Below are 13495 nucleotides of genomic sequence, written 5' to 3'. Positions count from 1 at the left end.
GCCAATTGAGACGCCCGCGAATAAAAAGCACGTCGAAAGGGTCCACACGCTCACGGCTGGTCACTCCCGGTCGGCATCTCGTCACCGACACGGGTGACAGCGATCTCGGGGAACCGCTCTCGAACCGTGGTGTCGGCGCCTACGTCGGCCTCAACGCAGGGTCCGACCTGGCTATCGTCGGTTGTTGTGTGACTGGAGTTACCCTCGGTATGCCCGTTGTTCTCGCACAGCAAGGAACACAGGGCGAACTCGACTGCCCGCCTGATATGGGTGGTATCTGCCGGTCCACCAGCTGCCTCCACGCTTCCGACCGATGCGGGGTCGAAATCGACCGCGAGCGCATCGTAGGTAGGCGTGAGCACCCGGCTGAGGGCCGTCGAATCCGCAACCGTCGGTACCAGACAGCCCGCGACGAGTGCCGCGTCGGCACGGACGCGCTGTGCGAGTCCGATCAGCTTTCCGCCCTCGTTGACGCGAACGGAGTGATCCCCAGGACAGAACGACTCCGGGGGCTCGCCGGAGTCCACGGCCGCACCAAGGTCCCGGAGCGCTCGCCGAACGACCCGGCCAACCGTCGTGTAGCGGTCGTCGATCGAACCCCTGTGTTCATCACGTGGCATGGCAACCGCGAACGCAAGCGTCTCCCCAGAGTACGCGACCGCACGACCGCCGACAGAGCGCTCAACCGGGACGAAACCGGCTCGCTCGGCGGCGCGGCGAGCGTGTTCGTATCCTGAGTTCCTACTGTCTCGCCGACCGAACGCGACTTGCCTGGGTGGTGCCCAAACGCGCACGCCTGGTACTCCACTCTCGGCGTTTTCGAGCAGCTGTGCCGTCAGCTCACGGTCCTGGACAGGATCGGTTGCCCGGCCGCGAAAGAGATGCACGATGGGTGTTCGTCCCCGTGGAAAAAACCCGTTTCGACCGGCATGCGACGGGGATTTGATGCCACAACGCGACAGGTCTGTATGCACGTTCGCCTGCCGTCGTCTGTCGTCGGTCAGTACGAGCGGTTCTCGCGGTACAACTCGCCGTATCCTGCACACGACGCCGGCTGTGCGGTCGATCTGTACCCGGCCGGTGAGGTGGCCGTCTCACCGGTAGCTGGTGTGGTTCGTGAGACACACACTGTGGGGTGTCCGAGTCGAGCCTACGCTGCGTCTGTCGACCACCTGATAGTCGTCGACCTCGCCGACGAGTGGTGTGCGACGGCCGGTGTCGCGGCCGGTACCGTTGCGCGGGTCCTCCACGTCAATCCCGCGGTGAACACAGGAGATCGGCTCGCCGTCGGCGACCCGTTGGGACGGCTGACGCGGTCCGGCTTCTTCGGTCGGTGGGTCGCGAACCACCTCCACCTCGGGTTTCGGCCACCCGAGGCGAACGCCTTGCGCGCGAGCGGGTCGCTAACCGTCGACGTCGACGTCGACGTAGTTGGTGTCGCGTGGGACGGCACCGGAACCGTCATCGAGACCGGACCGACACACGTCGTCCTCGACGGTCCAAATCACCCCGAGCCGGGTGGTCGGTTTGCGGCGCTCGCAAGCGACGAGGGTGTCCCGCTCGACGGCGGCCTGTGTCACTACGTCGGAGGCGGGACGTTTCGTGAGGAGTCCACCCCGGCCGAGGTGTCACTGTGGGGGACGCGGATCGGGGTGCGAACCGAGCAGGGAGTCAAATGGGACCCAGTCGACGTGGTAGCCGACGGAACGCGCGCCGTCGGCCTCTCACTCTTCGCGGAGATCGACGACCTCGGCGTGAAGGTCGTCTGTCCAGACCACGGCCTCGCTGTCGGCGACCACGTGACTGTCGAGACTGAGCTGAGCACGAATCCAATTCGGCTCGGACGCGACCACCGGGCGTAGCCACTCACGCGCATCGGGGAGAGCGAAGACGATGCGGGAGCACGCGTGATGGCGAACAGCCGGTGTGGAGGAGTCACGACGGCCCACCGGACTGGTCCTCGGACGTCGCGGTCGATGCGTCAGCGCACGGGGTGGCTGGTGCGCGATAGTATATAAGGAGTCGCTGTACGCAGCGGACACCTAAGCCGCGCCGGTCGACACCGACATCCCTTAGTCGGCGGACGTCCTTGCGGGAGTCGTGGTGGGATGGCAGAGCGGCCCATTGCGCCGGTCTTGAAAACCGGTAGCCTCACGGCTTCCTGGGTTCGAATCCCAGTCCCACCGTCGGAGGCGGCCACCAACTCATCTCGCGCGCGGTCCGAGGCGTACGAATGTAACCAATTTACATTACGTTCCGTTTGCTTTCTGGACATTCCTAGCGCAGACTCCGCGAGAACGCACACACGGTGAATCGACACGAGGTCGCTCAAGTCGGGCGAAATTGGGATGTTCGCCGCCTGCTGACGTGTGGTATCACGTGCCGCATTATCTTTAACACGAATCGCTTCCATCGTGAATACAGGTGATACGAGTATGAGCTACGAACTTGACCCGCTTCCGTACGAGTACGACGCGCTCGAACCCCACATCTCCGAGCAGGTGCTCGAGTGGCACCACGATACCCACCACCAGGGATACGTCAACGGCTGGAACGCCGCCGAGGAGACGCTTGAGGGGAACCGCGAAGAGGGCGAGTTCTCCTCGTCTGCTGGTGCGATCCGCAGCGTAACCCACAACTCGTCGGGCCACATCCTCCACGACCTGTTCTGGCAGAACATGTCGCCAGAGGGTGGTAACGAGCCTGAGGGGTCGCTTGCTGACCGAATCGAGGCCGACTTCGGCTCGTATGAGGCGTGGAAAGGCGAGTTCGAAGCGGCCGCCGGCGACGCAAGCGGCTGGGCGCTGCTCGTCTACGACACGTTCTCGAATCAGCTTCGCAACGTCGTGGTGGACAACCACGACGAGGGCGCGGTTTGGGGCGGTCACCCGATCCTCGCGCTGGACGTGTGGGAGCACTCCTACTACTACGACTACGGCCCGGCCCGCGGCGACTTCGTCGAGAATTTCTTCGAGGTCGTCGACTGGGAGGAGCCGGCAGCCCGCTACGAGCAGGCCGTCGAGCTGTTCGAGTAACGCCAGCCAGACGCGCGGTACGCGCGTCGAATCCTGTGTTTTTCGATCGAAACCAGCGACAGCGTCGACCGAGGTGTTCCCGATGTGAACGGACCGTCGTGTGTCGGGAGACAGGTGATATCCTCAGTATTTATCCGGCAGACCCGTCATGCAGGCAGTATGCCGGAGCCGAGAGACGCCTTCGAGACGACGTTTCCGTGTGACTTCTACGAGCCGAGTGACCTCTTCGAGCCGGAGCTGTTGTACACGATCCCGGAGATCGGGCGACTACTTCAGGGACTTGAGCCGGACGCCGAGGTGGACCCAGAGACGGAGGCAGTCTTGGTCGACTGGGCGGTCCCGTGGGTGCTTGTCAACGCCGACGACCTCGTCGTCGCCGAGCCGCTCACCGAGAACGGACCGGGGTACTATGGGCTCGCCGAGCACGCGCTCAACGATGAGAATCACTGATAACTCCTGAGCGACTCAGGACGTCCGAGTCGTCGGAGTCGTCGGACTACGCCTCTTGGCGTTTGGTGTACGCGTCAAGTGCCGTCTCGATCGTCGAGAGCGACTCGGTGACGCGACTGTCGGCGACTCGCATCAGTCCGGGTGTGTACGCCGGGGAGTAGTCGAAGATGCGATTGACGGCGCGTTTCGAGACGGTAATCGGAGTGAACGACTCGACGGTGTACACCTGCGTGGCCGGGAAGGCGGTCCACAGCGTGCTGCTGGCCCAGCGATCCTCATCGAGGAACGTCTGGCCGACGCGGCCCGTTGCGACGTACTCGCCGTCGTCGTAAAACAACAGCAGGTCGTCCGGCTCCATCTGCTCGAACGTCGAGCCACTCCCGGTGTCGTCACCGATCGCCCACAGGCGCGCCTCCTCGGCGTCAGCAATTGCGTCCGGTCGGTCGGCGTACGTGGTGAGATCGACGGGGGACCGGACCGTTCGGTCGAAGTTCTCCGGCTCGATCGGAACCAGGAACACGTTCTCGCTCATTCGATCAGAACTTCGAGGGTGGGATTTAAAAGCATTCGTTGTCGAGCCGGTCACGCCTCGGCGTACAGGCGGTCCATCCGCGCCGCCATCACGAAGTCCGACCGGTGGAGGCCGTCGATGTCGTGACTCCAGAGCTCGATGCCAACTGCGCCCCACGAGAGGTGGATGTCTGGATGGTGCCACTCCGCCTCGGCGAGTTCACCAACCTCGTTCGTGAACGCCAATGCCTCCGCGAAGTCGTCGAACGAGTACGTTGCTTCGAGGTGGTGCTCGTCGACGACCTCCCAGACGTCGTCGAGTGACGCAAGCAGTGGCTCGTACGCAGCTGGTGTGAGTGGGTCATCGTCATCGGATGACGGTTCGACCGGCTCGTCTGCGAGCGACGTAGACATACATGACCATTTGGTGTCGACTGGTTTGTAGCTTCGGTACGTCGGCGGCGAGGTGCGGGAGGAAGGGATGGCTTGCGGTCGCCGCGGGGAGCGGGAGAGTTGTATAAGATTATAATTCAGTCGACACACGAGGAGACATGGATATTGAAACGACGTTCGGGACGGCGAATCCGGTGATCGGCATGGTCCACCTCGGCCCACTACCAGGTGCACCGAAGGCCTCTGCTGACGGTGCAGCGGCGATGCGGTCCGTCCTCGACCGGGCAGTCGAGGACGTGCGTGCCCTTGAGCGGGGAGGCGTCGACGGCGTGATGATAGAGAACTTTGGTGACGCCCCGTTTTACCCCGACGACGTGCCAAAACACACGGTCGCGGCGACGACCCGTGCGGCGGCGACTGTCGCGGACGCGACGACCCTCCCGATCGGTATCAACGTGCTCCGGAACGACGCCGAGGCGGCCATTTCTGTCGCTGCCGCAGTCGACGCCGCGTTCGTCCGCGTGAACGTCCACACCGGCGCACGCGTCACTGACCAAGGCATCGTCGAGGGGCGGGCCCATGAGACGATCCGACTACGCGAGCGCCTCGGCGTGGACGTCAGCATCTTCGCCGATACTGACGTGAAACACTCTGCTCCACTCACCCCGGAGACGTACTCGGCCGAGTCGTTCGCCGACACGGCGGAACGAGGGCTCGCCGACGCGGTCATCGCTTCGGGGTCCGGAACCGGTGCGGCGATAGACCGTGCGGCGCTGGAGGCCGTGGTCGACGAGCGGGAACGACACGGCCTTGAGACTCCTGTTTTCGTCGGGAGCGGTGTCCATCCGGAGACGATCGCCGACCTGCTTAATCTCGCCGACGGCGTGATCGTTGGCACCGCACTGAAAGAGGGGGGTGAAACGACCGCGCCGGTCGACGAAGCCCGTGTGGCGGCGCTTGTCTCGCGCGCAGATGAATGTCGGTGACCCGGGCCCAGACTTGCGTCACTCGTCCACGCCGCATCCACGCTCCGCGAGGAACCGCTGAACTGCCTCGCGCGTCGGCAGGCCAGCCTGTGTGGACCGCTCGGTGCAGTTGATCGCGGCCACCGCGGCCGCGAACTGGACCGCATCGTCGATCGAATCAGATGTGTCCGACGACCCCCCGCCAGCAGCCACCGATCGGTCAGGCCGGCGATAAACGCGTCACCAGCGCCCGTGGTGTCGACGACATCCACGTCGAACGCGTCGTATCGTCGAACCCCTCCGTCCATGATCGCGGTCATCCCATCGGCACCGTGGGTGAGCACTGCCGGTCCCACTTCGGCAGTCCGGACCTGCTTGAGCCGCTTGACCGCCGCCGCGTCTGAGCCAAAGTACGCCGGTGCGGCGACGCCGCCGGCGACGAACAGGTCGGCATGGTGGACATACGCATGAATCGTCTCGGCTGCTGTTCCACGCCCGACGAGTTCGGTGACCGGCCCGGAGAGATCAAAGACGACCGCCGGACGGTCAGCGGCAGGTCGCGAGACGACGGCATCGAGGAGTCGACGCGCGACGCGATCCGGCGTGTACGCGGTGACGAAGATGACCTCGCTTTCGAGTATCCGCTCCAGCGTCGCGTCGTCAAGCTGGAGTGACCGAAAGCTCTCACCGGTGGTGACGATCGCTCGTTCTCCAGTGGGGTCGCGGAGGACGAGTGACCTGGTTGTGGGTTCGTCGCCGACGACGACACGGTCTGTATTGACGCCTGTGTCAGCGAGCCACGTGGTTGCTTGGCGGCCGTACTCGTCGTCTCCAACGCGACTCACGAGACCGACGTCGCAGCCGAGTCGGTCGAGAGCCACGGCGACGTTGGCGCCGACCCCGCCGGGTACAGCGGTCACATCGTGTGCGAACGCGCCGCCGTCCGGCTCTGGGATGTTCGACACTGCGTACACCTCGTCGACGGCAGCCGCGCCGACGGCGGTGACCCGCGGAGTGGGGGCCGACTCGTCTCGCCGCTTACGCCCCACCGTTGTCGCCTCCGAAGACCGACTCGTGGAGTCGCATCGCAGCGTCGGTCGCGACCGGGCCCTCGACGCTCGCCTCACCGTCGGCACGCCTGATCACCTCTGTAGCCGGAATCGTGACTACGTCGCCGGTGAGTTCGTCAAGGGTCTCACCACTGACACCGAAGACGACCCGATCGATCCCGGCGTAGTGGATAGCAGTGGCGCACATTGGACAGGGCTCGGTGCTGGCGTACATCGTGCAGTTCGCCAGCTCGTCGGCGTCGAGCTCGCGCCCCGCCCAGCGCGCAAGCTTGAGTTCGGGGTGTGCGGTGACGTCCTCGGCTGTCCGGGTCGTGTTCTGTGACTCGCGCACCACCTCGCCGTCGACGGTCAACAGGGCGCCAAATGGCGTGTTTCCGGCGTCCACCGCTTCGGCTGCTACTTCGATCGTACGTTCAATGTGCTCGTCTCGGGTCACGACTCCGCTTCGAGCGGAACGACCTAATGGTTCGCGTCGCGGTCGTCTGCGCCGGAATCTGCTGGGTCTCGTCTCGTCCCGTCTTGGCCGGTCGCGTTCTGGTCATCGGATGCGTCCGTCCCCTCGGATGCCTCTCCGCTCTCATCTGTGTTCGTCCCCGTCTCGTGGTCAGGCGTATCGGCCGGCGGCTGCCGAAGCGATCGCAGTGCGTCGACCGCGTCGTCCGTCGCGTCCGTTCTGGTCTTGGTCACGGCATCGGGGTCGAGTTGGGTCGGGCTACTCGTTGCCGGCGGGTCGGTGGCGTCGGATGAGGCCGCGTCGTCGGATGGTGTCTCCTCGGTAGGGTCGGCGCCACCGAGTACTGAGGCGAGTGCGTCACGGATCGACTCAAGAATGGATATCAATTGTGTGGTATCGTACCGTTGATCAGTAGTGTTTGAACAACAAGGCGCGGACGTCGTCTTTGGTCCGTGCGGCCTCGACGCGGCCGTCAGGGAGTTCGACCTCATAGCGGGCGTCTCCGGCAGACTCGTCCCACTTGTCGGCGTGGGTGTCGAGGAGCCGCATCATCGCGTTCAGCTGTCCAGCACCCCCATCGTTCGCGTGGTCGTCGTCAGCGGTCTCGTCGGCACTAGCCGACGAGTTGGTAGACGATTCTGGCTCGGGCGTTGTCTCGGTCGCTGTCTGGCCGGGGAGTTCGAGGTCGACCAACGCGAAGGGAGTCGCAGAGAGCGTGGTCGCTCGGTTGAGGATTGCCTCGACGAGCTCGTCTTTTTGCATGTCGCTGCGACCGGTGATGTCGAAGGTGGCTGCGATCCCGTGGAGGTCGAGCTGGTCGGCCGACTCGGGGTCACCGTGGCGGAGGTTCCGGTTCTCGAGCGCATCGCGCGCCGCATCGCGGTCGAACGGTGGCTCGGATGTGTTCTGAACGGCCAGTTCGTCGGGGTCGGCGCGGTGACCAGGGTCGTCGACGGCGTCGGCGAGATCAAGCAGGTACGTGATCGTCTCACCTGTGCCGACCGTCGCGTACGGTCCTGCATGGTCATCAGTCAGCGCGGCGCGCAGCCGCTCGATCCGATCGTTCTGTTCGGCGGTTAGTTCCAGTGTTGGCATCTCACTCTCTCCTTGCGAACCGTTCGAGCGCCTCCGCCCACGTCTCGACGGCGCGCGGCTCACCGGAGTGGTCGGCCTCAACGCCGACGTAGCCACACTCCTCACACGAGACCGCCTCGGCGCCGCCGAGGCTGAGCGTCGTCAGCCTCGATCCACATCGCGGACACTCTCTCGACACGCGTTCTCGGGCGAGGACACGACGCCGGTGGTGAAAAACACCGGGGTCGATCGGCGGCGATCGCCGGGGCAACAGTCATTAGACTCCGCACAGACGTCGACGTATGAGCGACTCGAGTGAAGAAACGAACCCACTTCTAGGGTACTACCGACGGTACATCGGCGACCCCGATCGAACCGTCGACGTGTACGCCGGATTCGGGCTCTTCTTCGTAGGGCTTGGACTGGGGGTCGTGGGCGTCGCCGTCTTCCTGTACAGTGCGACGCTTCCACCGAACACCATTCCGATGTATTCGGTCCGTGAGGTAGCCGCGGTGGCGGCCGCACTCGGCCTCCCTGGACTCCTCCTCGGCGTGGTCGTGCTTCTCCCGGTCGACCGTCGAATGCTCTATCTCGGCGGTGCCGGGTCGGCAGTCACTGTGGTCGCCATCGGGTGGTTCGTCACGGTGTACCCATACGACTGGAACGTGCCGGAGCCCCCAGACTACAGCGCCCAGGTCGTCGCGCTGTATAGTGCCGGTCTCGTCGCTGTGATCGCCGCAACCGGCGCCGCGCTCGTCGCCCACCGGGTGGAGCAGGCGACCGACAGTGTCACAGTCGACCCAGATTCAGCCGCCATGGATCACTCATCCGGGTCGGACGACGACAGCACCGAGACAGTGACCGATGAGGCGGTTCGGGCGGATATCGAGCGGGAACTCGACAAGACGGAGCTCACCTGGGGCGGCGTCGAGCGTTCGAAGGGGCGACAACTCCAACTCGACACGTCTGCCGTCGACGACGCAGACATCGACCCGGGCACGCTCTCGGGCTCAGCAACCGAAACGCGGACCACCTCAGGCACGGTCAATGACGCCGTCTCACAACTTGCTGGATTACAGGGTGGAACACAAAACACCGCGAGCGGCGAGAGTACCGATGATCAGGCGGACGCGCTCCGCGCCCTCCGCGAACAACAGCGCGCAGAAGACGTTGCTGAGGCCGAAGACGACTCCGTCGTTGACCGGCTCCGCGGACTGTTCGACTGAGCGACCGACCGCTCGATCGCGCCACCGGCTCTCGGCCGGCTCGCGGTCGCCTCCGTACTACGGCGACCTGTAGCCCTAGGACCCGTCGCCCACGGATTCGGTCCCGGCCCTTTTGTACGATTGGGTGACTACTCTCACTCGTGTCCAGCGTTACCGTCAGTATCGACCCCCACGTTCACTCTGTGGCCAGCTACGATGGACACGAACCCGTCGAGCTGATACTCGAACATGCCGCAGAAATTGGGTTGGACGCCGTCGTGATCACCGACCACGACACAATGGGGGCCTCCCGGCGTGCCGCAGCCATCGCTGGGGAGTACGGACTGATCGGGATACCGGGCGTCGAGGTGTCGACGGCACACGGGCATCTGCTCGCGCTCGGTGTCGACCGGATGCCGCCGCGCCGCGCAGCCTACGCCGATACCATCCAGTGGATCCACGACCATGGTGGCGTGGCCATCGTACCCCACCCGTTCCAGCGCTCCCGACACGGCGTCCGCCGTCGCGACGTCCCGCTCGCCGACGACGTGAGGAGCCCTCCCAGCGATGAGAGCGACCGGGGTGGTCCAATGCCCGATGCCATCGAGGTGTTCAACGCGTGGCTTTTCACCGGCTACCGTAATCGTCGCGCGCGCCGTTTCGCGACGAGCTACGGCTTCCCCGGCGTCGCCGCGAGCGACGCCCATCACCTCCAGTACGTCGGCCGCGCGTTCACCGAGGTCCGCATCGACGGCCGAGCGAGCGTCGATCGCGTGACGACCGAAGACGTGATCACGGCGATTCAAAGCGGAACGACTCGGGTCGACGGCCGCCGCGCACCTGTCAGGATGGCTGCGCGGCACTATCTGACCGCGGCCGAACAAAAGTCGCGGTACTACGCCGTACGCGGGGCTGTACGCGGCGTGACGGCAACCGTGGCAGGAACGAGAGCGGCTGCAACGCTCGGGCGAGTGGGGTTCGCACAGGGCCTTCATCGGACACGCCGTGCGTTCTCATGGTTTCGGTGAGCGACGGGCGCTCGTGTGTATCTGGTCTGTGACGGACGCCGTCGCGGGCGGCGGGGTTTTTGACTCCGGGGGCGAAACGAGCGGGCATGAGCCACGACAGACGGGAGGCTGGGTTCAAGCGTCGAACCCGAGTCGAGGAAGCGCGGTCGACGCTCCTCGCGGCCGCCGAGGCCCACGGACGGACTGAGACCGTCCCGCTTTCGGCCGCCGACGGACGGGTGCTTGCAGAGCCCATCGACGCCCCCGCGCCGGTGCCAGGGTACGACCGGGCTGCCATGGACGGCTACGCGGTTCGCGCGGCCGACACCTTCGGTGCGTCCGATCGAGCGCCGACCGTGCTGCGCGAGGTCCCCCTCGAAGACGGGTCGGTCGGTCCCGACGAGGCGGCACGGGTCCATACCGGGAGCGCGCTTCCAGACGGCGCAGACGCGGTCGTCATGATCGAGCAGGTGGAGACCGTCGGCGACGATGTCGAGACGTTCGACGCGGTGGCGCGCGGCGAGAACGTCGGCCCGGTAGGCGAAGACGTGGCTGAGGGACAGCGGCTCTACGACGTCGGCGAGACGCTCCGACCGTCGGATCTGGGACTCTGTCGATCGGTCGGGTTGAGCACTGTCACCGTGTACGAGCCGCCGACGGTCGCGGTGATTCCGACAGGCGAGGAGCTGGTCGAGTCAAATCCCGGCGCTGGTGAGGTGATCGAGACGAACGGACTCACCGTCTCGCGGCTGGTGACGCGGTGGGGCGGTGATGCCCGCTACAGAGACATTGTGACCGACGACGAAACGGCGCTTGCGGCCGCCATCGAGACCGACCTCGACGCCGACGTGATCGTAACCACCGGCGGCTCCTCCGTTGGCGAACGCGACCTTCTCCCCGAGGTCGTCGACGACCTCGGGTCCGTGCTCGTCCACGGCGTCGCGCTCAAACCGGGTCACCCCGTGTGTCTCGGTCGCGTAGACGACACGCCGGTGGTGTCGCTGCCGGGGTACCCGGTCGCCTGCATCGTCAACGCGGTGCAGTTCCTCCGGCCAGTGCAAAAGCGGGTCGGCGGCACGGACGGCGGACCGATCCCGACTACTCGTGCCCGACTGGCGCGGAAGATCGCGAGTGAGCCGGGCACACGGACGTTCGCCCGGGTGACACTGTCACGCGAGACGGCGTCCGAAGACGCAGTCGACCCCGACGACCCCGCCCACGTCGCGACGCCGACGCGTGCGAGCGGCTCCGGCATCCTCTCGAGCGTCGCGCTCGCGGACGGCTGGGTCGTCGTCCCGGAGTCACAGGAGGGATTCGATGCCGACGCGGTCGTCGACGTCGAGCGATGGGAGGTGACCGAATGACCGACCGAAAGGAGTTTCGCGACCTCGCGACGCCCGCAGCAGCACACGACGCGATCGACTCGTTGGAGCTCACGCCAGCGCCCGAGTTGGTTCCACTGACAGCGGCTCGCGGTCGGGTCCTCGCCGAGCGTATCGACGCCGGTATCGACGTTCCGGGGTTCGACCGCGCGTCGGTGGACGGGTACGCGGTTCGCGCTGCCGACACCTTCGGTGCCGACGAGGCCGACCCGGTCGAGTTGTCCCTCGTCGGTGCGGTTCACGCTGGTGCCGCTCCCGAGGTATCCGTCGAGACCGGCACGTGCGTCGAGGTGTCGACCGGGGCCGTGTTGCCTCCCGGCGCCGACGCCGTTGTGATGGTCGAGCGAACGACAGAGCACCTCGACGAGGACGGCGAACCGACCGAGGTAACCGTCAGGACGGCGGTCGCACCCGGCGACCGCGTCATGGCCGCCGGCGCCGACATCGCCGCGGGTGCCCGAGCGCTCGGACCTGGTACCCGCCTCACCCCGCGCGAAATCGGGCTCCTCTCCGCGCTCGGCGTCGACGAGGTCCCGGTTCGCGGTCGCCCGACCGTCGGTATCGTCTCGACGGGAGACGAGCTGGTGCGCCCGGGCGACGAGCTCGACGCAGACCGCGGTGAGATCTACGACGTCAACTCGACGACGATCGCCACCGGGGTCGAAGCAGCGGGCGGTGAGCCGGTGTTGTACCCACACGCTGGTGACGACTACGACGAGATGGAACGGCTGCTCAGAACGGCGGCCGACGAGTGTGACTTGGTGCTCTCGTCCGGCTCGACCTCTGCGAGCGCCGTCGACGTGATCTACCGCGTGATAGAAGAGCGCGGCGAGCTGTTGCTCCACGGCGTCGCGGTCAAGCCCGGCAAGCCGATGCTCGTCGGCCGAATCGACCGTGCCGACGGCGGCGAGTCGGCGTACGTGGGATTGCCCGGATATCCCGTCTCTGCGCTGACGATCTTCCGAACGTTCGTCGCACCCGCGATTCGCGCGGCTGCCGGCCGCTCCGAGCCGGCGACCGCGACCGTCGTCGGTGAGATGGCTGTCCGCGAGCGCTACGCGGAGGGGCGAAAGCGGCTCCTCCCGGTCGGCGTGTTGGACGTCCACAATGAGTCGACGGCGGGTGCGGAGGGCGGTCGGCCGCTCGTCTACCCGGTCGACAAGGGGTCGGGAGCAACCACGAGTCTGGTCGAGGCCGATGGCGTCGTCGCCGTCGATCCGGACACCGAGTACCTCGACGCCGGCGAGACCGTCACGGTGCAGCTCTTCTCGCCGGGGGTCGCGCCGCCGACGCTCCTCGGTGCCGGTGAGGACGACCCCGCGTTGAACCGACTGCTCGACGAACTCGCCGCGCCGCGCTACCTCCCGGTCGGTTCCCGAGAGGGGCTCCGCCGACTCAGGGCGGGCGTCCCAGACGTCGCGGTGACCGCCGGCCCGACCGACCGGCAGGTCGAGAGCGTCGACCTCGGCGGGTGGCAGCGTACGTGGGGACTCGCCGTTCCCGCCGGCAACCCCGACGGTATCACCGACCTCGGCGACGTCGTCGACGACGACCAGCGACTCGTGAACCGGCCGGCAGAGACGGGGCTCAGACGCGCGCTCGACGACGCGATGGCGGATCTCGCCGCCGGGCGGGGCGTCGACCGACGCGACCTCACCGACGCGGTCGACGGCTACGCGATGACCCGCCGCGGGTTCGAGAGTCCGGTTCGCGCGGTGTGTGAGGGGCGCGCGGACGTGGGCCTCGCGCTCCGAGAGACGGCCGAGCGGCTCGGCTGTGACTTCGTCCCGCTCGGCGAGCAGTCGGTCGTCGTCCGAGCGGCACCGGACCGCGCCGACCGGAAAGCCGTTCGGGCGGTCGATGCGGCGCTCTCTGGGGAGCCGTTCGCGGAGACGCTCGCGTCACTCCCGGGCTACGAGCGTCGGTAGGATCTGGTGGCGTCGAGCCGAC

At 66.3% G+C, this 13495-nt stretch carries 15 protein-coding genes, 1 tRNA gene and 1 pseudogene; 9 read left to right on the top strand and 8 right to left on the bottom strand.

The window, feature by feature from the left end; all coding sequences use genetic code 11:
- Window positions 1-50 precede the first annotated feature (50 nt).
- Window positions 51-887, bottom strand: coding sequence for a lipoate--protein ligase family protein (locus tag ACWUI7_RS10720; protein WP_496642213.1), 837 nt, complete (start codon window positions 885-887; stop codon window positions 51-53).
- A gap of 81 nt (window positions 888-968) precedes the next feature.
- Here ACWUI7_RS10720 and ACWUI7_RS10715 point away from each other — a divergent pair, with 81 nt between their 5' ends.
- From ACWUI7_RS10715 to ACWUI7_RS10700, 4 genes are all read left to right on the top strand, one after another.
- On the top strand, window positions 969-1862 hold the full coding sequence (locus ACWUI7_RS10715) for a DUF8155 domain-containing protein (RefSeq protein WP_496642212.1): 894 nt from the start codon (window positions 969-971) through the stop codon (window positions 1860-1862).
- A gap of 240 nt (window positions 1863-2102) precedes the next feature.
- Window positions 2103-2186 (top strand) — tRNA-Ser (locus ACWUI7_RS10710).
- 249 nt (window positions 2187-2435) lie between these two features.
- Window positions 2436-3035 (top strand): superoxide dismutase [Mn], encoded by a 600-nt coding sequence (sod, locus tag ACWUI7_RS10705; RefSeq protein ID WP_496642211.1) that lies wholly within the window; start codon window positions 2436-2438, stop codon window positions 3033-3035.
- 159 nt (window positions 3036-3194) lie between these two features.
- Window positions 3195-3485, top strand: a complete 291-nt coding sequence (locus tag ACWUI7_RS10700) for a DUF5827 family protein (RefSeq protein ID WP_496642210.1) — start codon at window positions 3195-3197, stop codon at window positions 3483-3485.
- A gap of 46 nt (window positions 3486-3531) precedes the next feature.
- Here ACWUI7_RS10700 and ACWUI7_RS10695 read toward each other — a convergent pair whose 3' ends face one another.
- Both ACWUI7_RS10695 and ACWUI7_RS10690 read right to left on the bottom strand, forming a co-directional pair.
- The gene (locus ACWUI7_RS10695; RefSeq protein ID WP_496642209.1) at window positions 3532-4017 is read right to left on the bottom strand and encodes a hypothetical protein; all 486 of its coding nucleotides are present in this window, start codon (window positions 4015-4017) and stop codon (window positions 3532-3534) included.
- A 50-nt stretch (window positions 4018-4067) separates the two neighbouring features.
- Complete coding sequence (locus tag ACWUI7_RS10690) at window positions 4068-4409, bottom strand: 4a-hydroxytetrahydrobiopterin dehydratase (RefSeq protein WP_496642208.1); 342 nt, start codon at window positions 4407-4409, stop codon at window positions 4068-4070.
- 137 nt (window positions 4410-4546) lie between these two features.
- Between ACWUI7_RS10690 and ACWUI7_RS10685 the strand changes: the two genes are divergently transcribed.
- Window positions 4547-5374 carry a BtpA/SgcQ family protein gene (locus ACWUI7_RS10685; protein WP_496642207.1) on the top strand — a complete coding sequence of 276 codons (828 nt, stop codon included), beginning with the start codon at window positions 4547-4549 and terminating at the stop codon, window positions 5372-5374.
- Between the two features lie 18 nt (window positions 5375-5392).
- Here the strand turns inward: ACWUI7_RS10685 and ACWUI7_RS10680 are convergent.
- From ACWUI7_RS10680 to ACWUI7_RS10660, 5 genes and pseudogenes are all read right to left on the bottom strand, one after another.
- Window positions 5393-6402 (bottom strand): annotated as a pseudogene (locus ACWUI7_RS10680) (carbohydrate kinase family protein).
- A complete protein-coding gene (locus tag ACWUI7_RS10675) occupies window positions 6392-6859 on the bottom strand; it encodes a nucleoside deaminase (RefSeq protein ID WP_496642206.1) in 468 nt (155 codons plus the stop codon). The pseudogene ACWUI7_RS10680 and the gene ACWUI7_RS10675 overlap by 11 nt, the downstream one beginning before the upstream one ends.
- A 23-nt stretch (window positions 6860-6882) precedes the next feature.
- A complete protein-coding gene (locus ACWUI7_RS10670) occupies window positions 6883-7263 on the bottom strand; it encodes a hypothetical protein (RefSeq protein ID WP_496642205.1) in 381 nt (126 codons plus the stop codon).
- A gap of 22 nt (window positions 7264-7285) precedes the next feature.
- Window positions 7286-7972, bottom strand: coding sequence for a hypothetical protein (locus ACWUI7_RS10665; RefSeq protein ID WP_496642204.1), 687 nt, complete (start codon window positions 7970-7972; stop codon window positions 7286-7288).
- A gap of 1 nt (window position 7973) precedes the next feature.
- Window positions 7974-8150 carry a hypothetical protein gene (locus ACWUI7_RS10660; RefSeq protein WP_496642203.1) on the bottom strand — a complete coding sequence of 59 codons (177 nt, stop codon included), beginning with the start codon at window positions 8148-8150 and terminating at the stop codon, window positions 7974-7976.
- Between the two features lie 103 nt (window positions 8151-8253).
- On the opposite strand from ACWUI7_RS10660, the gene ACWUI7_RS10655 reads away from it, so the two are divergent.
- From ACWUI7_RS10655 to ACWUI7_RS10640, 4 genes are all read left to right on the top strand, one after another.
- Window positions 8254-9177 carry a cell division protein CdpA domain-containing protein gene (locus tag ACWUI7_RS10655; protein WP_496642202.1) on the top strand — a complete coding sequence of 308 codons (924 nt, stop codon included), beginning with the start codon at window positions 8254-8256 and terminating at the stop codon, window positions 9175-9177.
- A 140-nt stretch (window positions 9178-9317) separates the two neighbouring features.
- Window positions 9318-10184, top strand: coding sequence for a CehA/McbA family metallohydrolase (locus tag ACWUI7_RS10650; protein WP_496642201.1), 867 nt, complete (start codon window positions 9318-9320; stop codon window positions 10182-10184).
- Window positions 10185-10270: 86 nt separating this feature from the next.
- Window positions 10271-11527 (top strand): molybdopterin molybdotransferase MoeA, encoded by a 1257-nt coding sequence (locus ACWUI7_RS10645; protein WP_496642200.1) that lies wholly within the window; start codon window positions 10271-10273, stop codon window positions 11525-11527.
- Complete coding sequence (locus ACWUI7_RS10640) at window positions 11524-13473, top strand: molybdopterin biosynthesis protein (RefSeq protein WP_496642199.1); 1950 nt, start codon at window positions 11524-11526, stop codon at window positions 13471-13473. Before ACWUI7_RS10645 ends, ACWUI7_RS10640 begins: the two co-directional genes overlap by 4 nt.
- Window positions 13474-13495 lie beyond the last annotated feature (22 nt).

The sequence above is a fragment of the Halorubrum orientale genome (assembly GCF_059623105.1).
This window is presented reverse-complemented; position numbering and strand designations above follow the sequence as displayed.